The organism is Actinoplanes sp. NPDC020271, assembly GCF_044388125.1.
Lineage (GTDB): Bacteria > Actinomycetota > Actinomycetes > Mycobacteriales > Micromonosporaceae > Actinoplanes.
Genome location: NZ_JBIRWQ010000020.1, coordinates 160,697 through 182,401 on the forward strand (window position 1 = coordinate 160,697; position 21,705 = coordinate 182,401).

Genomic DNA, 21,705 nt, shown 5'->3' on the forward strand with positions numbered 1-21,705 from the left:
CCAAACCGGATGGTGGCTGTCCGGCAAGACCTGCGGGACCTGATCAATTTCGGACGCGCCGACATTGAACGGTCCCATATGGCTCAACCGGAGAGTTGTTTCCTCTCCGGCGGCCGATTGCCGACCAGTGCCGCGGCCATCGCCATCTGGTCACGCACCCGGCGCACCGACGCCTCCCACTGCCGCGACAACCCGGGCCGGCTCTCCAGCCCCTCCCACACGGAGAGCGCGAAACCGTCGAGCCGGGCCGCCGGCATCCAGAGGTGAAGCAGGTGGTCGACGGCGGGCCGCAGCCGGAGAACGCTCTGCGCGGGCTGCCCCGCACCGATCCGGCTCTGCTCGATGATCGACGTGAGCGCTGTCAGCAACCAGTCGTGCAGCGCAAGATCCTCACACAGGTTGACGATGTCGTCGATCCGCGTGGGACCGAGCTCCAGCCGGAGGGTGCGCAGACCGTCCTCGCGCACGGTGAAATGCCACTTCACGCAGTCGGTGTCGTCCTTGATCGTCGCGGCCCAGCGCAGCACCGTCCGGCGGGACCGCACCGGCGGTTTCCGGTCCAGCACCGGTGAGCCCTGGACCTCGGTGAGCAGGCGGACGCAGAGCGCGCCCAGCCCCATCGCCGACGAGGACGACCGGCCCCCGAGCAGGTGCGCGTCCACCGTCCCGGGCAGATCGGGGCGGCCCAGCGTCTCCACCGTCCCGAGCCGTCCGAGGTAGTGCGACCAGGGCTGCCGGAAGCCGCCGCCGACCGGCTCGATCCGGGCCACCGCCGAGCTCTGCAGCACCCGGCCGCCGGTCAGGCAGGCCCGGCCCATGAGCGTGCCGACGCCCCGGACCCCGGCACCCGAGCGGGCCGCGATGCGACAGTCCACGCCGGTGTAGGTCTTCGGGCTCACCGCATGACTGATCGGCCGCTCGAAGGTCCGGACCCGCTCGCCGGCCAGCAGCCCCAGGACGTCCTCGACGAGGTCGCGGGGCATGCCGCCGGAGTGGCGCAGCGCCGCGGTCAACACCTCACCCAGGATCAGCACCGCGCACCGGCCCGGTGTCGACGAACAGGTATTCGATCCGGTCGACCACTTCCCGCGGCAGCGTGACGCCCTCTTTCCCGGCCCGTTCGCTGACCTGACCGAGCACGGCCGGGTCCACCGCGACCTGCTGCAGAATCGTCCGTACGGCGTTCTCGATCGGCAGGAAGATCGGGTCGCAGACCGTCATCACCCGGTACGCGTTGAACGGCGCCGCCCGCTCGTCGATCTGCAGGACCATCGGCAGCGCCGGCCAGTTGTCCGGCAGGTCGGGTGGCAACGGGCGCGACACGGCGACCGAGCGCCCGTCGTCGCGCAGCAGACCGAGCCGCAGCAACTGCCCGACGGCCGCCAGCATCGCGCACGACCAGATCCGGCCGTGGGCCTCCTCCCGCCACAGCTCGACATCAGCGAAGATCGAGTGGTTGACCGCGGCGTTCTCGGCCGGTGGGCGCCATGCCGGGGGCCGTTTCATCGCCTCGTGGGTCTCGGTCGCCGGTGACCGCTGCCCGTTGCTGAGCCAGCCGGTGTCGCTCACCGGTGGGCGAGCCGCGGTGGTGTTCGGCGGCGGATCCTCCACGATCCGGGCCTCGACCAGTTCGGCGAGGGAGAGCCCGGGCGGCCCGGTCTCCGGCTCGGCCGGGTCGGGGGCGACGCCGGCCACGTTGCCGGCGCAGCCGGACTCCCGTACCAGGTAATCGATTTCCAGACCGGCCTTGCGGGCCGCCGCGACGAGTTTCGGGATCAGGGCCGGCGGCGGCTCCGGCCGGCCGAAGTAGTCGTCGATCACCAGGCAGGTGGAGATTCGCGGGGTCCGCGGGATCGTCATCTCGCAGGCGGAGCGCGCCGCGGCGAACCACACGCCGATCCGCTTGAAGTGCTCGACGAAGAAATCCTCGTCCTGTCCCAGATCCGCGCCGTAAAAATGGCCCAGCGCGACCGAGAGATGGGACAGCGGCGTCCTTTCCACCCGGGCGTCCGCGGTGGACTCGGAGAAACCGGCGTCGGTTCTCATAGGCTGTCCCATTCCTCGTCGGTGGCGAGTTTGCGGGCCAGGTCGTCGAACGCGTCCACCGTCGCGTTGTTGGCGATGTCCCGGGCCACCACGTCGTTGTCGGAGATCAGCTGCTCGCGCCACTGCAGCACCGGGTCGAACGGGACCTCGCCGAGCATCGCCCGGCGGCCCACCTGGTGTATCGCGGCGAGCCGGCCCAGGTCCTGGTCGCAGTCGCGCAGCCACGCGACCTGGGCCGGGCGCAGGCCGCTGAGCTCGATCGAGTCCGGGTCGACGACCGCGGTGCGGACGAACTTGATGGCCGACTGCAACTCGTCCCTGTCGTGGCCGGCCCGCAACCCGACGTCGAGAATTCCGTCCCTGCCGTAGACGAGTCCGGCCGCAGCCGGGATGTGCTGCCGCGTCCACCGGTGGAAGACCAGCCAGCGGGCCGCCACCCCGCGAAGGGCCGGATCGGCGGTCGCTTCGAGAACCAACTGCGTGGCGTACGACCGTCCGGCGCTCAGATCGACGAGGCACATGTCGAACTCTTCGTCCAGCGCCTGGAGCAGGTGCACGCAGCGGCGCAACGCCTCCTTGTCCGGCCCGAACTCGCCGCCGTCCTGATCGCCGGGGAAGAGCATCAGCTTGCCCGAGCCGGGTGGCCGCTGCCGCAGGCTCGCCCGCGACGACTGGGTCCACACGTCGATGCGGTGCGGTTCCCCGGTGGTCTGAGTGTCCGGTTCCAGCAGGTAGGAGTGCAGGCCACCTCGCCGGACCCCGCGGGTGACGTCGTTGATCTGGAAGATGGACCCGGCGGTCGGGGACCCGAAGTCGAAGTCGAGATAGCAGACGTCGGAACCGGAGAGGGCGCTGCGGTACACGACGTTGCAGCTCGTCACCGACCTCCCCGTCCCGCCCTTGTCGGAGGCCGCGAAGACCAGCACGCTAATCCCCGGCCGCTTCGCGGGCTGCGGCGAGTTTGTCCAGCTCGCGCAGGACGTTGTGGAGGATGGCGGCCGCGCTGCCCGGCCGGGTCGCCATCAGCCGGCGGGCCCGGCGGATGCCGATCCCCTGCTTCGTCAGGCTGTCCCGCAGGGCGGGGCCGCCACCGCTGGAGTTGCGCAGCTGCTCCTTGTCGAAGACCCGCTCGGCCTCGCCGAGGAGGTCGGCGGCATACCCGGACAGCAGGGTGCCGGGTGGGGAGTCCCGCTGGAGGTACTCTGCCGCGGTGCTCATGCACTGCACGACCCTCGTGGTGTGGTACCAGCTGGGTTTGTCCCGCCGCGGCAGTGTCGGGTAGACACTGCTCGGGTCGTCCCAGAGCCCGGCGCCCGGAGTGTCGTCACCGAGGCGGCGGCGGTGCAGGTGCCGCCAGATGTCGTCGGCCAGGCCCACCAGTCGTGCCTCCTCCTGCGGGTCGTTGACCTGAGCCGCGAGCGCGAGCACGCGGCCCAGCAGGAGGCTGGACAACTCGCCGAGGCGCCAGCCGATCGGCGGCGACTCCGTCCCCACCTGTTCCGCGCCGACCAGCGTGACCCACCGGCCCGGCTGGTGCATCAGCAGCGCGGGGTCGTCGGCCAGCGGACGACGCCGGATCCGGCCGCGGTCGGCCAGGTCGGACAGCACACTGGTGATCCGGGCGAGGTCGGAGTCGGGTGCGCCGCGGTCGGCGAGCGCATGCCGGACCAGGGACAGGACCAGGACGCTGTAGTAGTCGCTCTCCTCCTCGTCGGTGGTCCGCCAGGGCAGCTCCTCGACCGGCCAGCGCTGATCGCCGAGAGTGGCGACGGCCGACCAGTACCGCTGGGCCAGGTCCCACTGCAGTTGCAGGACGCGGGCCAGGCTCTGCTGCTCGTCGGTGAGCAGACCGGCCAGGCGGGTCTCCTGGGAGAAAAGGTCACGGATGCCGTCGATCGCCACCACGGTGAAGTACAGATACGGCGCGGGCTCGGCGGGGCCGGGCTGGTTGAAGGTCCCGACGGAGGTCTTCACCTCCGCCGCGCCCTGCACCACGCCCCACGACCACCCGCACTCGAACAGCTTGTCCCCCCGGTCGTCCAGCAGGTCGTCCACCTGGTCGTCGCAGGTCCCGAGCTCCCGCAGACCGGCCATGACCGGGCGCAGCGAGCGACGGATCCGGCCGACGAGGTCGCCGGAGAAGCCGGAGCCGGGGAACGACGTCTCCCGCAGCACCCGGCCCTGCGAGCTGTCCGAGTCGAAGACGCTGATGGTGAAACTGCGCTGCAGCCCCACCATCGCCGCGGTCAGCCGCCGCTGCGCGTCCGCCTCGACCCGCGCGATCTCGTCCAGGTAGGCCCTGCGCTGAACCTGCGCGCGGTAGTTGCGGAGGAACTGGATCACCGCGGTGCAGAGCACCACCGAGGTCGCGAACGCGTCCACCACCTCGAGCCGGAGCTGCTCCGGGGTCGGCTCCCGGTCATCGCCCGGGGCCGTGGTCAGGTAGTTGCCGCCGGCGAACACCGGCAGCTGGGTCAGGGGATCGGTGTACGTCGTCAGGTAGCTCCCGATCAGCTCGACCACCCGCTGCGGGATGTCGACCGGCCCGCCGAACGCATAGAGGGCCGAGACAACGTCGGGCTCAGTGGTGTCCGGCCGGTCGAAGCGGATCGCGGGGAGCCGCTGCGGCGGCAGCAGCAGGCACAGCAGCAGCTCGGCATCGCTGATCGAATTCCGCCCACCACGGTCGGCCCAGTTGAAGGACCGGACCGGGCCGCACCAGCGCGATATCGCCTTCCACACCGACAGCAATTCCTGGCGCGGCTGGAGTCTCATCGGTCGGCAACCATCGTTGTTCTCCCAGGTGAATGCGGTCGACGGCGGCCGCCGCGCTGCGATACCTCAGGATTCACCGGTCATCTTCGGCACAGCATATCCCCTCTCCCGCTCGACGGGACCCCCCGAAAACAGTAGGAGCCGGCCGACATAATCCGTTTCAGGGAACCCTCTCCAATGGATCATCAATAGTCGCTGGTCTCGTGATCCGCATGGTCGTCCGAGATCCCGGAGGTGGGGAGAAAACCGGTTCACGCCACGCCACCGATCATGATCCGGCACGTCCCGCAGCATGAGATCCGCGGTCTCTCCGACGATTTTCACAATGCTCTCCGGTGATCTTCCCGGACGGATGACCACCGGCGAATACGAGACAAGAATCGGCCGTGGTGACCGGCTCTGGTGAGAGCCGGTCAAGTGCGCCGGTGGCGGCCCGGCAGAAGGCCCGGACGGGGAGTGACCCCGCCCGGGCCGTCACCGCTACCCCGCCTCGAACCCGGTCACGTGCAGCGAGAACGCCCGCAACGACCCGGCGTCCGAGCCGGCCAGGTCGGCCACGCGGAACGTCCACGTGCCGTCGACCGGCGCGACCCGCAGTGCGGCCAGCGGGTCGGCCGGCTTCCAGGCGCCGGTGTACGGCGCGTCCGCGGTCTCCGCGGACGCGAACGGCCGCGTCGCGGCGTCGTCGAACACCACCTGGCACAGGTTGTTGCCGCTGCCACCGGCCCGGGCGAAGAGGGTCGCGGTCCGGCCGTCCGGTGCGGTCAGCGTGCCGACCAGGTCCTTGACGTAGGTGTGGTCGAGGCCGACCGCGGCCGAGCCGGTGTCGGTGGAGCAGGCCGTGCCGTCGATCGAGAACGTCAGCGTGGAGGCGTAGCCGGCACCGCTGACGTCCACTGTGGCCGCTGCCCCGGTCGGGTCGTTGTCGGGGATCGCGACCGGCGGGCCGGTGTAGGCGAAGTCCCGGACGGTTGCCGACGGCTGCCCGGTCGGCACCACGACCGTGCCCGTGGTGGGCGAGAGATACCCGGCGAACGTGATCTTCACCGAGAGCGTGACCGGCTTGCCGAGCGGATATCCGGGTGCCAGTTTCAGCGTCACGTTCTTCGACTTCGACGCGCCCGCGGCGATGTTCCCGTACGACACGGCGCGCGGCACCACCGTCGCCCGGCTGTCGTCCGTGCCGGTCACGACGCTGACTCCGGTGGCCGTACCGTCGCCGGTGTTGATCGCCGGAAGGGTGACCGTCGCGTTCTCACCGGGCTCCAGATAGGCGTCCCCGTCCCCGGTGACCGGCGTGACCGTCGGCGTCCCGGCCTTCACCAGCGGTTGTGGTGTCGCGCCGGTGTTGCGCAGCAGCAGGTCGGCCCGGACGACGCCGTCGCCCGTGCGGTTGTCACGGCCGGCCGGGGTCAGGTCGAGTGCGGTCCCGGTGAGCGCGGCCCGGATCTCCGCGTTGGTCATTCCCGGGTTGCCGGAGAGGGCGAGCGCGGCGATCGCGGCGGCGTGCGGTGCGGCGGCCGAGGTCCCGAAGAACGGCGCGAAGTCCGGCACCGAGGTCAGCACCCCGTCGGCCGCGGTGATCTCCGGTTTGGCGCGCACGGTCCCGCCGGTCGAGCTGAGGTCGCCGGGCGTGATCGGCGTGCCGTCGGCGTTGTAGAAGACCCGCCGCGGACCGTCCGACGTGAACCGTTCCGGCAGCGATTGCCGGGTGAAGACGTTCGGGTAGGGCCCGGCCGGGTTGGCCGGGTCGCCGTCCTCGAGGTCGAACGGCAGCGGCCCGGCGGCCGGCGCCGCGGCGACCGAGAACGCGCCCACGGCCGCGCTGTGCCCACGCGTGATCCCGGGCGTGGAGAACGCCTTGAGCGTGCCGTCCGGCGAGTCGGTGAACCGCCCGCGGAAGACGCTGAGCTGGATGTACCGGTTCGCGCCGGAGTACTTGACGACGGCCAGCTTCTGGTTGCTCCCGGCACCGGTCTGCAGGATCTCGAACGGGTCGTCGTTGCCGTCCTGGACGTCCTGGGAGAAGTCCGAGACGTTCCCGGCCGCGTTGATCAGGTAGAGGTCGTAGTCGTTCGCCGACCCGCCCAGCGGATCGGCCCACCACAGCGAGGACACACGGCGCGCACTGTTCGGCGAGAGCGGGTCGAAGACCTGCACCCCGGGACCGGGATCGAAGTCGTGGGCCTGCCCGGCGAACTTCTCGATCCCCCGGCCGGAGTCGGTGAAGTCGCCCTCCCAGTTCCCGGACGTCCGGTCGAGCGTGTTGCCCTCGTTGCCGGCCGAGCTGAAGTAGAACCCGCCGTCCGCGATCACCGCGTTGACCGCCTGCGCCGGCAGACCGTCCTGGAACGGGCTCTCGTGGTAGTACACGACGTCGTCCACGATGATGTCGCAGCCGGCCGTGAACCGCAGCGCCCGGATGTTGTCGGCGAAGCTGACCTCGCTGGTGAACGCGGTCGCGAAGCCCAGCCGCGCGTTCGGCACGAGGTCGTGGATGATCTCCAGCATCGCGGTGCCCTCGTCGCCGCTGCCCTCCTGCCCGGTGAGCACGTCGACGTCGGCCGGCAGGTCGCCGCTCGCCTGCGAGGCGGCCAGCGAGTCCACCCCGTCGGAGAGCGCGCAGACCTTCACCCCGACGCCGGTGACCTTGAACTTGGTCCGGGCGGTGTCGGCCGCGTGCGTCCGATCGCCCTCGGACACCACCGCGCCCTGGCTCGGCGCGACCGCCGCGGCCTTCGACACGGCTGCCCGCACGGTCTGCTCGACCCGGGCGGCCCGGGCGTCCTTGGACTCCGTGACCGGTTTGTCGCGCGGGTCGGTCTCGTGCCCGCTGATCAGCCCGTGCGCGATACCGACCGACGTCACGTCGGACCACCCGGCGATCGTCGTCAGAGCCCCCACCGGCGCGTCCACCAGCACGGTCCCGGTCGCCGCGGACGGGTACCGGATGCCGGCCCCGGCCTTGCGCAGCCGGCCGAGCAGGTCGTCGCCGACCTTGCCGGCGTGCACCTCCACCCGCGTCGTCCCCGCGCTGGAGACCTCCACCCCGGTGGACACCTGCGGCAGCGCGCTCGCCGCCACCTTCCCGCTGCGCCGCCGCAGTTCGACCGCGAGCCGGCTGTCCAGTTTCCGCTCCGCCCCGGACAACGACTTCTTCAGCTGTTGCAGTGCGCCGATCTGCTCGTAGGCCCGGCTCGCGGCATCCTCCGGCCCCTGCGCGCCGGCGCCGGGCGCCCACACCCCCACGACCAGCACCCCGGCGGCAACCCCGGTCACCGCACGGCGCACCCCACGTCCCCTGACTCCCAAAACATCCCCCCAAAGACGAACATCAATTCGACGTACGTGGATGTTAGTTCTTTGGGGAGATCAACAGAACGCATCGTTCTGATCACTCCGGGTCAACCGCCGGGACGACGAGAGCCCGCCCCTGCGACAGGGACGGGCTCTCGTGGTCGACAGGTGGTCAGCAGGCGTGCGCGACGACCTTCGGCTCACCGTCGGTGCTGGCCGGAACCGTCACGCAGGCGACGCTGGTGCCGGAGGTGACCTGCGCGACCCCGGACCGGACGACCTTCGCGCTGACACCCGGCAGGGTCAGCTTGGCGACGGCCTCCTTGAGGTGCGACGCCGGCTTGCCGCCCTTGGAGATGGCGAGCAGCGTGGCCTGCGAGCCGATGATGTCGGCCCACTGCTCGGCGCTGCCACCGTCGGCCGCGCCGATGCCCGTGGGGCCGGTGCCGCGACCGGAAGCGCCCATCGACTCGACCAGCTTGCTCAGGTCGATCTTCTTGGCGCCGGTCGGGGCGGCGATGTCCACGCCCGAGGTGAGCTCGACCCGCAGCGACGCCCGGCCGGTGCCGCCCTCGACGAACTGGATCAGGTTGATCTCGAGCGCCTTGAACTGGCCGTTGTCGACCCAGAGGTCCAGCACGATCGGCTTGTCGGCCGGCGGCTTGTCCAACTCGGAGCCGAGCGTCTCGTCGAGCAGGCCGGAGGTGGACTCCCCGCCGATCTTCGACAGTGACGTGATCAGCTGCTTGCCCTGCTCGTACGCCTTCGTCGTGGACGTGGTGACGGTCAGGTGCGTCTTGTCCTTCTCGTCGCGCACCACGTCCGCGCCCTCGATCAGGCTCTGCGCGCCGGCCTTGATCTCGGCGACGGCCTTGTCGTTCTGCGCCGGGTCGGCGCTCGGGGTGACGCCGGCGCCGGCCGCCCCGCTGAACTTCTGCAGGTCGGTCAGGGCGACCGAGACCCAGCCGCCGTCGACCAGTGTGTCCAGGCCGTCGATCGAGGAGCCCATCTCCTTGCGCATGTCCTGAACGTCCGCCTTCGACGCGCCGAACTTCGCGGCGAGCTCGGCGACCGGCGCCTTCACGTAGGCCACCTGGTCGATGACCCGCACGTCGAGGCCGGTGACGCCGTCGATCACCGCGCTGACCGAGCCACGGTCGTCGGTGACGCCGTCGCCGCCTTTGTCCCAGCCGATGGTGAACGACGAGTTGTAGAGCTTGCGCAGCATGTCCGCGTCCTCGTCGGTGAACGCGTCCTCACCGGTGCCGGCATCCTTCTTGGCCAGCGCGATCAGGTCCTCGGCGCTGCCGCCGGCCTTCAGCGTGAACCCGGCCTTGCCGGTCGCGCCCAGGGCCTCGGCCGCCTTCTTGATCTCCAGCTTCGGTTCGAGCTGCTCGATCTGCTTGGCACAGCCGACCGCGAGCGTGAGGGTGACACCACCGGCGAGGGCGCCGGCCAGGAAGCGCTTCATGCGCGAACGTCTCCGTTTCGAGGGGTTACGCGGCACTCCCCCGGTGCCGCGGACTGGGAGTGTACGACCCCGCGTCATCGCCGACATCCGCGCAGGTGACCACCACAAAGACAGAGACGCCCATCGCCGTACGCCGAAACCGGCCGAACCGGAACCAATCGACCGACTGCGTGAACGTGACGTACGACAGGTGCGCGGCGCCGGACCTTCCTACTCCCGTGCGGCTCCCTCACCGGCGGAGCATCCGCAGGCCCGCAGAGCACTTTCTCGAAAGGGGGATGGACTGTATCGGGTGGGTTAGCCCGCTCAGGCCGTTTGTTCTGTCGCTGCGGAGTATGTGGTGACCGGATCCTGCTGGACATTCTTGACACCGGCCTGTTCGGGCCGCGAAACGCCCGCTTCTGTCCGGAGTTGATCGATGTCTGCGGAGCTCGTCCGTTATGACGGCCAGGAGCCGTTCTTCACGGGGACGGTGTTTGAGTTCGCCGTCGCCCTTCGACCCCTGCTCGGGCTCTCCGGGCTGGTGGCGAAAGTGGTGGCGTCCCGGGTCGAGGTACAGCGTCTTCATGTGGCCGGCGACGGGAGGCGGTCGGAATCGGTCCGCGCCGCGAGAACCGGCACCGCGAGCGGCGGCGTGGCGATACGGCGCTCGGCCCGCAAGCCGAGGCCCGTGGCGGCCGATCTGGGCGGGCTTGAGGAGCGGTTCGACGCGGCCCTTCGGGCGATCAAACTGGAGGGCGCGCATCGGCGGGCCGAGGCTGATCGGCGGTTCGCGGCCGAGATGGCTCGGATCGACGCGGCGTTCCAGGCCGAGATGGCTCGCCAGGCCGAGTGGCAGAGGCAGAACCGGCAGTCGTTCGCGGAGGCCCGCGAGCATCTGCGCCGGCGGGAGGCGGACCGGCGCGAACTCGGCAAAGCGATGAGCAGGGCGACTCGGCTGGTGACCGGACGGCCGGAGCTGGCCGCGATGGCGGCGCTCGCCGTACCCGTCCTTTCCCGCGCGATGACCTCGGTCGTCGCCGGGCAGGACGGCGCGGCCGCAGTGCTCGAGGCGCTCAGCCTGCGGGCTTTGCCGAGCGGTGGAAAGGCATGATGTCCTTCTGCCTCTTGCTCGTGATCGGCATCGGCGTGATCGTGGCGCTGGTCGTCCAGTCCGGCGCCAAGGAGCGCCCACGAAGCGGCCGGCAGGTAGTTCACTACACGCAGCCGGCACCGCCGAGAAAGAAGAAGAAAAAGCAGCACCCGCCGGGCGGGGGACAGACGCTCTATACCGAGGCGCAGGTCCGGGCGATTCTCGAGAAGGCGCTCGGCGCCGTGTGGGAGGCCGAGCAGAAACGCGTGCACGCCCAGGTCAAGGAGCAGGAGCGCAAGGTCGCCGCGCGCCTCCGGCAACACCAGCGGGAGCTCGACTTCGCCGAATTGCGCGGGCTGCACGAGAAATCCCGGCAGACCGCCGACCTGGCGTACACCATGCTCGGCGACGCCCGCGGCGCGGAGAAGAAGGTCAGGGAGAACATTCGCGCGATCGAGGCCGCGACGCACCGGGGCGGCGGCAACGCCGGCGCGGCGAGGCACGCGCTCGAGGCGCTACGCGTCGACCGTGACGTGCTGCGAACCCACCGCGAGCGCTACGAACAGGACGTACAGCGTCTGAACAGGGAGACCGCCCGGCTGCGTGACGCCATCGGCGCCAATTGCGGCGCGCCGGGCCGCAATTGGCATGCGGCGCTGATGGAACGAACCCGGCGCCGCAAGGAGGAGCGGGGGTGAGATCAGCCTTTCCGCCGACCGCGTCCGGCGGACAACGCGATCCGGGAGAGTGAACGACCCGGATCCGGTCCCCGCCCGTGGCTAATCTGCACCGCATGAATCTGAGACTCGACGTGGAGGGCGACGACCGGGACGCCATGGCGCTGAGCCGCTGGCTACGTGACGAGCGCGAGCTGCGGGGATGCATACAGCAGCAGCCCGGCCCGGTGGACCCGGAGGCGATGGGCACGATGACCGACATCGTGGTGCCGCTCGCCACCGCTGTCGTATCCGGCGCGCTGACCCCGCTGGCAGAATCGCTGATCGCGTTCGGGGCGCAGCGGAGGCGCCAGGTGACCATCGAGGTCGGCGGCGTGTGCCGGATCACCGTCACCGGCGGCGACGACCCGGCCGCGCTCGCCGAGAAACTGGCCCGGATCGCCATCGACGAAAGGTGAGCACGTGCACGTCCCGCAACGGGATCGGTCCAACCTGGTCATCATCGGCTCCAGCCGCTACAACGACGATGACCTGTGCGAGCTCCCCGGTGTACGAAACAACGTCCGGGATCTGGGCCTTCTGCTGACCGACCCGACGCACGGGATCGTGGCGGACGACCGATACGAGGTCGTCCCCGAGGCCACCGAGCCTCACGACGCCATCAAGGTGCTGCGCGAGCATGCCGAGGCCGCCCGCGACACGCTCGTCGTGTATTTCGCCGGACACGGGCTGCGCGGCGACGACAACCGCCTCTACCTGGCGATGCGCGGCACGGTGAAGTCGGATCCGCAGCTGAGCGGGCTCGCCTTCGACCTCTTCCACGAGACGGTGCACCACAATCAGGCGCAGAACACGGTCGTCATTCTGGACTGCTGCTACAGCGGACTCGCGGTCAACGGTCGCGTCGACGGCAACAGCTACCTGCTCACCGCCACCCAGTCGAACCGCAAGGCGGTGGCGCCGGCCGGCCGGACACACACCGCGTTCAGCGGCGAATTGATCAAGCTGCTGCGCGACGGGGTACACCAGGGCCCGGAACTGCTCTCGGCTCAGTTCCTCTTCGAACGCTTACAAACGGCGATGCGGGCGGGCGGCTTCCCCGCCCCGGCCAACCGGATGACCGGCACGGGCGTCGGCATCGTGCTGTCTCGCAACCGGTGGACAGGATCGGCGGGCGGGTCTGCGGACAGACGCAGTGCTACCGCCGTACGGGGCCCGCACCTTGATCCGAAACCGCGGGTGAGTCCGTCCGGGCCGCGGCGGACGGCTCCGAAGCCCGTCACCGTGCCCGCTACCGGCGCCTCGGCTGCCATCAAGCCGGCCCGCGTCGCCACCCCGGCCGCTGCGAGGGTGGCCGCCAACAAGCCCGCCGTCACCGCCGCGCCTGCTACTAAGATGGCCGCCAACAAGCCCGCCGTCACCGCCGCGCCCGTTCGTGGTCCCGCCGCCGCGAAGGCGGGGACCAGGTATGGGCCGCTGCCTCGGCCCGTCTTCAGCCCGGACGGTGCCACGCTGATCGTTGCCGGACGCAACGGCCGTATCGAGATCTGGGACGTAGCGACGCGCCGGTTGCGCCTCACCATCTCCAAGGGCGTGGGAAACCACGCGATCGGCGTAGGCGGCACCATGCTGGCCACGACCGAGAGAGACCGGACAGTACGCGTGTGGGGCCTGCCCAGCGGCCGTCCGACCGCACGACTCGAGACGACCGGGCGATGCCTGGCACTGCATCAGTCCGAACCGTTCCTGCTCAACATCGGACGGGAACCGGTCGCCGAGATCTGGGACGTGCGCACTTCCCGGAGGACCCGGACGCTGCGCGGCCACGACGGTGCGATCCGGCGCGGCGGGTTCAGCCCGGACGGCGGGTGGGTGCTCACCACCGGCCAGGACCGAACCCTACGCGTCTGGGACGCGCGGACCGGCCGCCAACTCTCGGTCCTGACCGGGGCCCACTCACCCCGGCAGGTCGCCTTTCACACGGGCGCGGGGTGGGCGGCGACGACGCTGGCGTCGGGAGGCGTACGGCTGCGATCGCTCACGACCGGCGAGAAGCTGACCGACCTGCGCGACGAGGCCATTCCGACGGAGATCCTGGCCGGACGGGACGGTCGTACGCTGGCCACCCTCACCGAGGATGGCCGAGTCCGCGTCTTCGACATCCGCCTGGGCCGGACGCTGCTGGACCGCCATGACCCTCCGGTGAGCCGGATCCTGTACGGCCCCGGACAGTCCCTGATGACCCTCACCGACGACGGCGTAGCCCGCCTGTACGACATCCGAACCGGCTGCGTGCGGCGCACCATACGTGACAGTCTGCGAGCCCCGTGCTGGTTGACGTTCGATCATTCCGGCACTCACGCGGCCCTGGGCCGCCGGGACCGGACCGTGCACTTGTACGACCTTCGCTCCGGTAACGGCCCTGAGCCGCTACAGACCTCGTCCCGTCCCGAACTCCCGGCCGACGACTTCCTCCGAGCGGTGTACGAACGCTTGCGCACCTAGCCTCCCCCGCCTTCCTGCCGCGCCACGCCGGCCGCCGGACCGCTGTAGTCGCCGCCGGAATTCTGTCCAGCACCGATAGACCGGGCCGCCCGAAGGTCGAGTACCGCCTGCCAATTGGTTGACAGTCATCTATGGAATGCCGGACGGTCAAGGAATGCTCACACACCGCTTCCGTGCATTGCTGGCCGTTCTGCTCTCCACCGGCGCGCTGCTCCTGGTCGCCGGTCGGGCCGCAGCGGCGGCCGCGCCCTCCGCGCCCGCCGACCTTCACGTCACCTCCGTCAGCCCTACCTCCGTGACGCTCGCCTGGACCGCTCCCACCGGTGACCCCGTCGACTACTCGCTCAGCTACTGGCCCGCCTTCGGCGACGTCGGCTACGGCCAGCACGTCGGCAACGTCACCACCGCAACGATCACGTCCGGCATCAACCCGAACGGTCAGATCCAAGTCACCGTCCAGGCCATCGACGCCGACGGCCACTCCTCAGCGGCGAGTAACACGCTCGTTGTGGTCACCCCGGCGAACACCACCGGCGACATGACCGCACCGACCGCCCCCGGCAACCTCACCCTGACCGGCGTCGGACCGGCCGGCGCGCAGCTGACCTGGACGGCGTCCACCGACGACACGGAGCTGACCGGCTACTACGTCTACCTGTTCGACGGCTGGTACGTGTCCCGGTACCTCGGCACCACGACCAGTACCTCCTTCACCGCGCCGATCCTGAGCACCCAGACCGGGACGGTCCGCTACTACGTACGCGCACGCGACGCGGCCGGCAATCTGTCGATCGCCTCCAACCAGGTATCCACGACCGCCACCCCGCCGGCCACGCCGTGCAAAGTCGCCTACAAGACCACCAGCGACTGGCCGGGCGGTTTCGTCGCCGAGGTGACGCTGACCAACACTGCGACCACACCGGTCAACGGCTGGTCTCTCGCCGTCTCCCTGGGCGGGGACCAGCACGTTACGTCGTCGTGGGCGACGAAGTGGGTCCAGTCCGGCTCGACGGTCACGTTGACCAACGAGACCTGGAACGCGACGATCCAGCCCGGCGCCGGCATCACGGTCGGCCTTCTCGGCACGTACACGAAGAGCAACGCCTCCGCCACCGTCGCCGCGCTGAACGGCACAGCCTGCCCCCTGGCCTGACCTGCTAGGTGTCCCGACCTCGGGCGCGCCGATCAGGGCACGGACACTCTCATGATCGGACGAGTGCCGCTGCGAACCCTGCTGGCCCACAGCCTGGATGATCGGGTGCGGTTCGGGGCCGAAGATGTGTCTCACGAGGTTCTGTCCGACGGTCGGGTCACCGCCCACTTCGCTGACGGCAGTACCGACACCGCGGATGTCCTCGTCGGCGCCGACGGTACCCGCTCCCGGGTAGCGGCCTCGCTGGCCGGCCGCGACCTGGCCGATCCCATCGGGTTCGGGGGCACCGCCGCCCGCACTCCCCTCACCGCCCGCACCCGCGCCTGCTGGCCGATATCGTCAACGACGGGCCGGTGCTCGCCTTGGGCCTCAAGGGAGTGTCGGTGTTCATGCAGGTCCACGACCCGACCGGTGGCCCGGCAATCGATCCGGCCTCCTGCACCACCGTCCCGGCGATCACGGAGGCCCCGTGCCTGGTGTGGGGACTCAGTGCCACCGAGACCGTGCTGCCCCCGCCACCGCGCAGGGGATGACCGGGCCGGAGCTGGTCGAGTTCACGCTGTCGACTGTTCGGGGATGGCCTCCGGCCGTGCTCGAGCTCATCGCCGCCACCGACCCCCGGCTACGCAGCCGGGTTCCGGTTCTACGCCGCCGACCCCGATGCGGACCGGACGCCGTGGCCGGCCGGCCCTCGCCGCGCATTCCCGACCCGCTCGAAGGGCGGCCAGCCCCGTTGTCGGTCAAGGTCCGGCTGACCTGGAAGGCCTACCGGGGGAGTACACGGCATCTACCGCCACGTCAGCCCTACCGTCGAACAACGACTCGTCGACGGCCTGCAAGAACGCTGGGAGGACACCGGGAAACGGTGACCACCTCGGCAACGTAGTGGCGCTCACGCAGGGAGCGGACAATCCGTGTTCGGGGAGAGGTCACCATCCGACCGGTGCCACTGCTCCCCGTCCGCTCCCAAAATCATGACAAAACACCCGCCGCAGATGATCTCTGTGGCGGGTGTTTTTGCAGCTAGAAGACTATGTGGGCGATACTGGGATCGAACCAGTGACCTCTCCGGTGTGAACGGAGCGCTCTCCCGCTGAGCTAATCGCCCTCAACGAGATGGAACTCTACCGGACCTCAGCGGCCCCGCGCGAACCGGGTCCCACTCAGTGTTTCGCCAGGAAGTCGCGGCCGACCTGGACGAGGTCGATGCCGAGGCTGAAACGGACCGCGAAGTAGACGACGGCGGCCACGAAGATCATGCCGACGAGGCCGATGACGGCGCGCATCAGCAGGCTCTGCCGGCCGATCCAGTGGGTCCAGGAGAGCACGTGCCGTTTCGTGAAGTCGAGGAGTCGTTTGGCCCAGTGGAATTCGACGGACCAGATGGCCAGGCCGAGGATGACGATCGCCCAGCCGGGCCCGGGGAACGGGATGAGCACGATGCCCAGGGCCACCACCAGGGCGCCGAGCACCCCGATGCCGATCTTCAGAGCTAGCCGCCCGGTGGGGTTGGAACGGATACGGTCGAGCAGACGCACGTCAGAAGCCTTGTCGTCCGGTTTTACACCCATTTCATCCCCCAGTGTCCCGGGGCCCCGTCACCGCCCGGGACGAATGGACGTTACCGGAGTAAGTCAACTGCTGGACCACCCGACGCCGGGCGGAACCGAGTACATGGGCAGAACAGGACAAGATATCTTTTTGCGTCCTGTGCGGAGGGGTTTTCGGAACCGTCTTCCCACTACTGGGTGAGATCAGCGTATGGCGGAGCGTAATGACAGGGATCACCTGAGTATGGGAAACGCGGGGTTCACCAGCCTCGCAGCGGTGCCGGGGGGAGTTCGTCCATGAGTACCATTCGTCCAACGACCGTCGAGGTCGAGACCTCGCTGCGGCTCGTAGCACCAGACGCGACGGCACTGCCGGTTCGCGCCAGTCTGCGCTACGACCCGGCGGACCCGTACGCGGTCCATGTGTTGTTCCATGCGGAATCAGCCGGTGGGGAAGCCGTGAGCTGGTCATTCGCAAGGGAACTGCTGGTCACCGGCCTCGACGAGCCGGCCGGTATCGGCGATGTCCGGGTGTGGCCGTGGGCCACGCCGCGGGGGGACTTCGTCGCTCTGGCGTTGTCGTCACCTGACGGCAACGCGCTGTTCGAGGTGCCGCGTAGCGTCCTCGTCCGATTCCTGCGGCGCACCTATGTGGTGGTGCCCCGCGGCCGGGAATCCGAACATCTGGACGTCGACGCGGCGGTCAACCGCCTGCTCGCCGGTAGGTGACAGGCGGATAGTCACAAAAGCGGCCAAGGGCGACCCGTACGGACACTGCCGGTCCGTACGGGTCGCCCTTTATCCGGGAAAGGTCTGGATCTCCGAAAAGGAATCGGAATCGGACGTATAGCGAATACCGAGGCACGAAACGGACAAATAACCCGGGTAGTGCAGTAAGGGATGCGTTGACGTCCATCGACGGTTACCGTCAGGCACGATGCCAGCACTCATTCATCGCGCCGAGCGCGCGCCATCCAGTGAACCGCCCGAGTGGGCGGGGGTCGGCGCATGCGCCCTGCCGGTGGCGGCGGGATCCGCCACCGGGTTGCTCGAGTGTCACGCACTCGTGCTGACCACTACGGGGCCCGTGCACGCCGACGTAGATTTCACCGCGCACCTCGCCGGCCCGGGCACCCTCCTCTGGGTGCGTCCGGGCCAGGCTGTCCACTTCGAGACGGGCGGTCCGCCGACCGGCACCGCCACGGTCGTCTTCCGGCCGGGGCTGTTCGGGCCGGAGGAACTTCCCGGGTTGTTCCCCGACGATCCGGACGGGCCGGCCCGGACACCACTGGTCCTGCCGGACCCGGAGGTGTTCCGCACCTCGTTCGACCACATCGCGGCCGACGCCGCCGGCCCGCCGGGCCGGATCGCCGCCGCCGTGCTGCGCCATCAGCTCGCCGCGCTGCTGCTGCGGATCCACCTGCTGGACGGTGACGGCGGGGACCCCGCGAACGTGGAGCGGCGGACCTTCGAGAGGTTCCGGCGCCGCCTGGAGGAAGGTTATCCGCACAGCCGCCGGGTCGAGGACTACGCGGCCGAGCTGGGCTGTTCGGTCCGCACCCTGACCCGGGCCAGCCTCGCGGTGACCGGCCGGACAGCCAAACAGGTGGTCGACGACCGGGTCGCCCTGCAGGCCCGCCGGCTGCTCGCCGCCACCGAGCTGTCGGTGGCCGAGGTGGGCCGGAGTCTGGGCTTCGCCGAGCCGACCAACTTCGGGCGGTTCTTCCACCGGGAGACCGGGCTGAGTCCGGGCCACTTCCGGGGCGGTCCCGGCGAGCAGTCCGGAGGCATTCCGGGACAGCGACGGCCCGCTGACTGAGCGTTAATTCCCATATAGCCGTGGGGTATGTGCATCGCGGGTGCGACGGCGAGGCAGAATGGTCGCGTGCAGATCTCCGCGCGCGGCGACTACGCGGTCCGGGCAGCGCTCAGCTTGGCGCAGGCCTACCCGGCACTGATGTCCGCCCAGGCCATTGCCCAAGACCAGGAAATGCCCCGCAAGTTCCTCGAAGCGGTGCTCGCCGATCTCCGCCGTGCCGGGGTGGTGAGGGCACAACGCGGCGCCGAGGGTGGGTACACACTGTCCCACCCACCGCGGGACGTGACGATCGGCCAGATCATCCGGGCGGTCGACGGTCCGCTCGCCGGTGTGCGTGGCCTCCGTCCGGAGGAGACGCAGTACACGGGCGCCGCCGAGAACCTGCCGAATCTGTGGATCGCGGTGCGGGCCGCGGTCCGCGAGGTGCTCGACGAGGTCAGTCTCGCCGAGCTGATCAGCGGCCGGATGCCCGCGCACGTCCGCAAGCTGACCACGCGTCCGGACGCCTGGCAGCCTCGCTGACGGTCCACCGGCCGGCCGCAGCCGGCCCCTGACCCTCGTACGCGCAGACGGGCTTGATCGTCGGCCGACGCGGGATGACGTTTGTCGAAACGTCCGATCGGGAAACGTGCTGTCATCGCACAGCTGTTCCCCCCGAAGGAGACGTTCCGATGGGCCTCGTGTTCCGCAGTCGCAAGAAGTTCGGTCCGCTGATCCTGAACTTCACCGAGAACGGTTACTCGTCGTGGAGCCTCAAGATCGGCCGCTGGTCGTGGAACTCCAAGACCCGGGCGCACCGCGTCGATCTGCCCGGCCCGCTCTCCTGGAAGCAGGACAAGTCCCGCTCCCGGTCATGACGCGGTGATCAGCACGTCCCCGCCGAGCCGGCCGTGTTCCGGGTCGCGGGTGACCACGCGAGCGTCGAGCATCAGGTGCAGGACGCGGCTCGCGTCCGCCGCTCGATAGACCGTTTCGGTCAGCGTGAACGTCCGCAGATCGCTGACCGTCGCCGCACCCACCCCGGCCAGGTACGCCAGGATCTCCCGGCGCAACGGGCCGGGGTGCGGCTGCAGCGAGATGTCGATCAGGTGGCGTTCGGGATCACCGGGGTCGCGCAGCCGCACCCCGGCGAACTCATCGACCGCCCAGAGCGCCTCCTTGAAGTGCTCCAGGCTCTTGCCGGACCCGGTCAGGAACACCACCACCTGACCCGGCTCGTCGCCGGTGGCCAGCTCCGCCGCGGTGACCAGCGGGAAGCCGGCCGCCCGATAGGGATCAGGCGACGATCCGGGCGGCAGCACCAGCAGCACCTCGGCCGGCCGGCCCGCCGACAGCGCCGTCACGGTGGTCACCGCGGGCGGCTCACTCGCGCTTCCGGCATCGAGAAAACCCAGCGTCGGTACGTTTTTTGCCCCGGCCGCCCGCAACGCGACAGCGACCGGCGCCGCGATGGCAAGAACGGACAGTCCCGCCCCGGCCCCCGCCTGCTGCTGGACCTCGCCGAGCCGCGCAGTGATTGTCGTCATGTCGTCACCCACGGCCACCATGGACAGCTCTCGCCCGCGGGCCAGATCGGGCAGATCGGCAAGCACCCGGACCGCCGCCTCAGCACTCGCGCCCGCGTCCACGTCGGCGTATCCGTGCAGATAGATGGCCCGGCGCCCGCGATGCAACGCCGTCGGCGCCCACGCTTCGAGATGGCGGATCAGCAGTTCGCGTTTGACCGTGGTGACTGACATGCGGATGTTCTACCCCGTCCACTTCGTACCGGCCGTCACACCCCAAGACTTGTACCCAGGGTATTCGCACGAGCACTATGAGACATGTGGCTCCTCCGCTCGCCGAACTCACCGCCCAGGCACAGACCCTCTCGTCAGCCGGTGATCTGACCGGCGCCCGAGCCGTTCTCGCCGAGGTCCTGCGCACCGCGGATGCCGACCCCCGCCGCGCCACCGCCGAGCTCGCCGTCGCCGCCGCCCTCTTCGCCCGGGTCCTGATCGCGCTCGGCGACCCGCAGTCGGCCCGGCTCTGGGCCGCTTTTGCCCATGCCGCCGAGGAGCAGCTGCACGGCCCGCGCGACGAGCGCACCATCGCCGCGGCCGCGACCCACGCCGCGGTCCTGCACCTCATCGGGCAGTACGGACGGGCCGCCCTCGTCTATCACGATCTGGTCGGCGAGCTGTCCCACGTCGACGACCCGGATTCGCCGCGCGTGCTGGCCGCCGAGGCCGATCTGGCCACCGCCGAGCACGCGGCCGGGCACTGTGCCGCCGCCCGCGCCCGCCTGACCGGCGCCTGGCGTCGCCACCACCGGAGGTACGGGGAGTCGGCGCCCGCCAGCATCAAGATGCTGGCCCGCCTCGGTGCCATGGAACGCGAGTGCGGGCGCGACGCCGCCTCCCGCGACCACCTGGGCACCGCGCTGCGCCTGGCCGAGGAGCACCTGCCGGCCGGTCACCTGCTGACCCGGCAGGCCGCCGCGCTGGTCGCCGGCGAGCGTTCCGGCCGCCACACCTGCGGGCGGATGACCCGGCCCGGCCGCGACGACGACACCGAGCCGCGGCCGGGCGGCTTCCGCCCTTTCCCCCGGCGGCCCACGGTCCCCGACCCCGGCGGCCGGAAACCGACGACGAAATACCTGCCGGCGCCGGACGACACGCTCGACGACGCCACCCAGCCGCCGCCCGACAATCTGGCCACCGACGCCAACGGCACGATCTACCAGCAGCCGTTCTACCTGAGCGACCTGCGCCTGCCCGGTGACCCGGTCGGCCGGCACGCCCGCGCCGACACCCCGCCGCCGCTGCCCGGGCACCGCGCGCCCGACTACGGGCCGCCCGGCCCCGCCGGGCCACCACCGGACGACACGGCCGGGCGCCGTCGCGGCAGCCACCCCGCGCTGCTCGCCGCGGCCCTGGCCGGTGGGGTCGCGGTCGCCGCGGCCGCGGTGATCGTGACGCTGCCCGACGCGGACGGCGCCACCACCCCGCCGGCCGCGCCCCCGGCGAGCGTTGCGCCCGCCCCGGTCACCGCCGGCCCGGGCGCGCCCGGCTCACCGGAGCGGGTGACCCTGCGCGACAACGGTGCCAGCGTCTCCCTGAGCTGGATCTACCCGGCGTCCGCGACCGGCCTGGTGGTGATCTCCGGTGGGCGCAGCGGGCAGCCACCGGCCGAGTTCCAGCGGCTCTCCCCCGGCGCCACCGGCTACGAGGTCTACAACCTCAACGACCAGCCGGACTACTGCTTCACCGTCGCGGTGCAGACCTCCGGCGGCGAACTCGCCGCCTCCGCGCCCGTCTGCACGGCCCGGTGACCATGCACCCGGATCGCACCCGACGGG

General features: G+C 70.4%; 19 protein-coding genes and 1 tRNA gene. 11 read left to right on the forward strand and 9 right to left on the reverse strand.

Annotated features, from left to right (window positions below; all coding sequences use genetic code 11):
* Positions 1-83: 83 nt before the first annotated feature.
* From ACH442_RS34220 to ACH442_RS34245, 6 genes are all read right to left on the reverse strand, one after another.
* Positions 84-1,034 carry an SCO2521 family protein gene (locus tag ACH442_RS34220; RefSeq protein ID WP_396342200.1) on the reverse strand — a complete coding sequence of 317 codons (951 nt, stop codon included), beginning with the start codon at positions 1,032-1,034 and terminating at the stop codon, positions 84-86.
* Positions 1,018-2,046 carry an SCO2522 family protein gene (locus ACH442_RS34225; protein WP_396342201.1) on the reverse strand — a complete coding sequence of 343 codons (1,029 nt, stop codon included), beginning with the start codon at positions 2,044-2,046 and terminating at the stop codon, positions 1,018-1,020. Before ACH442_RS34225 ends, ACH442_RS34220 begins: the two co-directional genes overlap by 17 nt.
* Complete coding sequence (locus tag ACH442_RS34230) at positions 2,043-2,972, reverse strand: SCO2523 family variant P-loop protein (protein WP_396342202.1); 930 nt, start codon at positions 2,970-2,972, stop codon at positions 2,043-2,045. Before ACH442_RS34230 ends, ACH442_RS34225 begins: the two co-directional genes overlap by 4 nt.
* A gap of 1 nt (position 2,973) precedes the next feature.
* Positions 2,974-4,821 carry an SCO2524 family protein gene (locus ACH442_RS34235; protein WP_396342203.1) on the reverse strand — a complete coding sequence of 616 codons (1,848 nt, stop codon included), beginning with the start codon at positions 4,819-4,821 and terminating at the stop codon, positions 2,974-2,976.
* Positions 4,822-5,301: 480 nt separating this feature from the next.
* Positions 5,302-8,100, reverse strand: coding sequence for a S8 family serine peptidase (locus ACH442_RS34240; protein ID WP_396342204.1), 2,799 nt, complete (start codon positions 8,098-8,100; stop codon positions 5,302-5,304).
* 190 nt (positions 8,101-8,290) lie between these two features.
* Positions 8,291-9,589 carry a hypothetical protein gene (locus tag ACH442_RS34245; RefSeq protein ID WP_396342205.1) on the reverse strand — a complete coding sequence of 433 codons (1,299 nt, stop codon included), beginning with the start codon at positions 9,587-9,589 and terminating at the stop codon, positions 8,291-8,293.
* Positions 9,590-10,007: 418 nt separating this feature from the next.
* On the opposite strand from ACH442_RS34245, the gene ACH442_RS34250 reads away from it, so the two are divergent.
* The 6 genes from ACH442_RS34250 (at position 10,008) to ACH442_RS34275 (ending at position 15,529) form a co-directional block, all read left to right on the forward strand.
* Positions 10,008-10,682, forward strand: coding sequence for a hypothetical protein (locus tag ACH442_RS34250; RefSeq protein ID WP_396342206.1), 675 nt, complete (start codon positions 10,008-10,010; stop codon positions 10,680-10,682).
* On the forward strand, positions 10,679-11,359 hold the full coding sequence (locus ACH442_RS34255; protein WP_396342207.1) for a hypothetical protein: 681 nt from the start codon (positions 10,679-10,681) through the stop codon (positions 11,357-11,359). The genes ACH442_RS34250 and ACH442_RS34255 overlap by 4 nt, the downstream gene beginning before the upstream one ends.
* A 95-nt stretch (positions 11,360-11,454) precedes the next feature.
* Entirely contained in the window at positions 11,455-11,796 is a 342-nt protein-coding gene (locus tag ACH442_RS34260) for a hypothetical protein (protein WP_396342208.1), read from the forward strand.
* 4 nt (positions 11,797-11,800) lie between these two features.
* Entirely contained in the window at positions 11,801-13,843 is a 2,043-nt protein-coding gene (locus ACH442_RS34265; RefSeq protein ID WP_396342209.1) for a caspase family protein, read from the forward strand.
* Positions 13,844-13,997: 154 nt separating this feature from the next.
* A complete protein-coding gene (locus ACH442_RS34270; RefSeq protein ID WP_396342210.1) occupies positions 13,998-14,996 on the forward strand; it encodes a cellulose binding domain-containing protein in 999 nt (332 codons plus the stop codon).
* Positions 14,997-15,379: 383 nt separating this feature from the next.
* The gene (locus ACH442_RS34275; RefSeq protein ID WP_396342211.1) at positions 15,380-15,529 is read left to right on the forward strand and encodes a hypothetical protein; all 150 of its coding nucleotides are present in this window, start codon (positions 15,380-15,382) and stop codon (positions 15,527-15,529) included.
* A 503-nt stretch (positions 15,530-16,032) separates the two neighbouring features.
* On the opposite strand, the gene ACH442_RS34280 is transcribed toward ACH442_RS34275, so the two are convergent.
* Together ACH442_RS34280 and ACH442_RS34285 are read right to left on the reverse strand one after the other, a co-directional pair.
* A tRNA-Val gene (locus ACH442_RS34280) sits at positions 16,033-16,104 on the reverse strand.
* A gap of 55 nt (positions 16,105-16,159) precedes the next feature.
* Positions 16,160-16,567: a TIGR02611 family protein gene (locus tag ACH442_RS34285; RefSeq protein ID WP_396342212.1), complete on the reverse strand. Its 408-nt coding sequence runs from the start codon at positions 16,565-16,567 to the stop codon at positions 16,160-16,162.
* A 276-nt stretch (positions 16,568-16,843) separates the two neighbouring features.
* Between ACH442_RS34285 and ACH442_RS34290 the strand changes: the two genes are divergently transcribed.
* From ACH442_RS34290 to ACH442_RS34305, 4 genes are all read left to right on the forward strand, one after another.
* Entirely contained in the window at positions 16,844-17,275 is a 432-nt protein-coding gene (locus ACH442_RS34290) for an SsgA family sporulation/cell division regulator (protein ID WP_020514863.1), read from the forward strand.
* Between the two features lie 208 nt (positions 17,276-17,483).
* Positions 17,484-18,365, forward strand: a complete 882-nt coding sequence (locus ACH442_RS34295) for a helix-turn-helix domain-containing protein (protein ID WP_396342213.1) — start codon at positions 17,484-17,486, stop codon at positions 18,363-18,365.
* 66 nt (positions 18,366-18,431) lie between these two features.
* Positions 18,432-18,887 carry an Rrf2 family transcriptional regulator gene (locus ACH442_RS34300; RefSeq protein ID WP_203742665.1) on the forward strand — a complete coding sequence of 152 codons (456 nt, stop codon included), beginning with the start codon at positions 18,432-18,434 and terminating at the stop codon, positions 18,885-18,887.
* A gap of 149 nt (positions 18,888-19,036) precedes the next feature.
* Positions 19,037-19,222, forward strand: a complete 186-nt coding sequence (locus tag ACH442_RS34305) for a DUF4236 domain-containing protein (protein ID WP_396342214.1) — start codon at positions 19,037-19,039, stop codon at positions 19,220-19,222.
* On the opposite strand, the gene ACH442_RS34310 is transcribed toward ACH442_RS34305, so the two are convergent.
* On the reverse strand, positions 19,217-20,104 hold the full coding sequence (locus ACH442_RS34310; RefSeq protein ID WP_396342215.1) for a hypothetical protein: 888 nt from the start codon (positions 20,102-20,104) through the stop codon (positions 19,217-19,219). The genes ACH442_RS34305 and ACH442_RS34310 overlap by 6 nt on opposite strands.
* Before the next feature lie 77 nt (positions 20,105-20,181).
* Between ACH442_RS34310 and ACH442_RS34315 the strand changes: the two genes are divergently transcribed.
* Positions 20,182-21,678, forward strand: coding sequence for a fibronectin type III domain-containing protein (locus ACH442_RS34315; RefSeq protein ID WP_396342216.1), 1,497 nt, complete (start codon positions 20,182-20,184; stop codon positions 21,676-21,678).
* Positions 21,679-21,705: the final 27 nt, after the last annotated feature.

Bases quoted from the DNA above. Each gene is read 5' to 3' on its own strand.
- ACH442_RS34225 (WP_396342201.1), bottom strand. From the start codon at position 2,046: ATGAGAACCGACGCCGGTTTCTCCGAGTCCACCGCGGACGCCCGGGTG.
- ACH442_RS34235 (WP_396342203.1), bottom strand. From the start codon at position 4,821: ATGAGACTCCAGCCGCGCCAGGAATTGCTGTCGGTGTGGAAGGCGATA.
- ACH442_RS34245 (WP_396342205.1), bottom strand. From the start codon at position 9,589: ATGAAGCGCTTCCTGGCCGGCGCCCTCGCCGGTGGTGTCACCCTCACG.
- ACH442_RS34250 (WP_396342206.1), top strand. From the start codon at position 10,008: ATGTCTGCGGAGCTCGTCCGTTATGACGGCCAGGAGCCGTTCTTCACG.
- ACH442_RS34255 (WP_396342207.1), top strand. From the start codon at position 10,679: ATGATGTCCTTCTGCCTCTTGCTCGTGATCGGCATCGGCGTGATCGTG.
- ACH442_RS34260 (WP_396342208.1), top strand. From the start codon at position 11,455: ATGAATCTGAGACTCGACGTGGAGGGCGACGACCGGGACGCCATGGCG.
- ACH442_RS34270 (WP_396342210.1), top strand. From the start codon at position 13,998: ATGCTCACACACCGCTTCCGTGCATTGCTGGCCGTTCTGCTCTCCACC.
- ACH442_RS34285 (WP_396342212.1), bottom strand. From the start codon at position 16,567: ATGGGTGTAAAACCGGACGACAAGGCTTCTGACGTGCGTCTGCTCGAC.
- ACH442_RS34290 (WP_020514863.1), top strand. From the start codon at position 16,844: ATGAGTACCATTCGTCCAACGACCGTCGAGGTCGAGACCTCGCTGCGG.
- ACH442_RS34295 (WP_396342213.1), top strand. From the start codon at position 17,484: ATGCCAGCACTCATTCATCGCGCCGAGCGCGCGCCATCCAGTGAACCG.
- ACH442_RS34305 (WP_396342214.1), top strand. From the start codon at position 19,037: ATGGGCCTCGTGTTCCGCAGTCGCAAGAAGTTCGGTCCGCTGATCCTG.
- ACH442_RS34310 (WP_396342215.1), bottom strand. From the start codon at position 20,104: ATGTCAGTCACCACGGTCAAACGCGAACTGCTGATCCGCCATCTCGAA.
- ACH442_RS34315 (WP_396342216.1), top strand. From the start codon at position 20,182: ATGAGACATGTGGCTCCTCCGCTCGCCGAACTCACCGCCCAGGCACAG.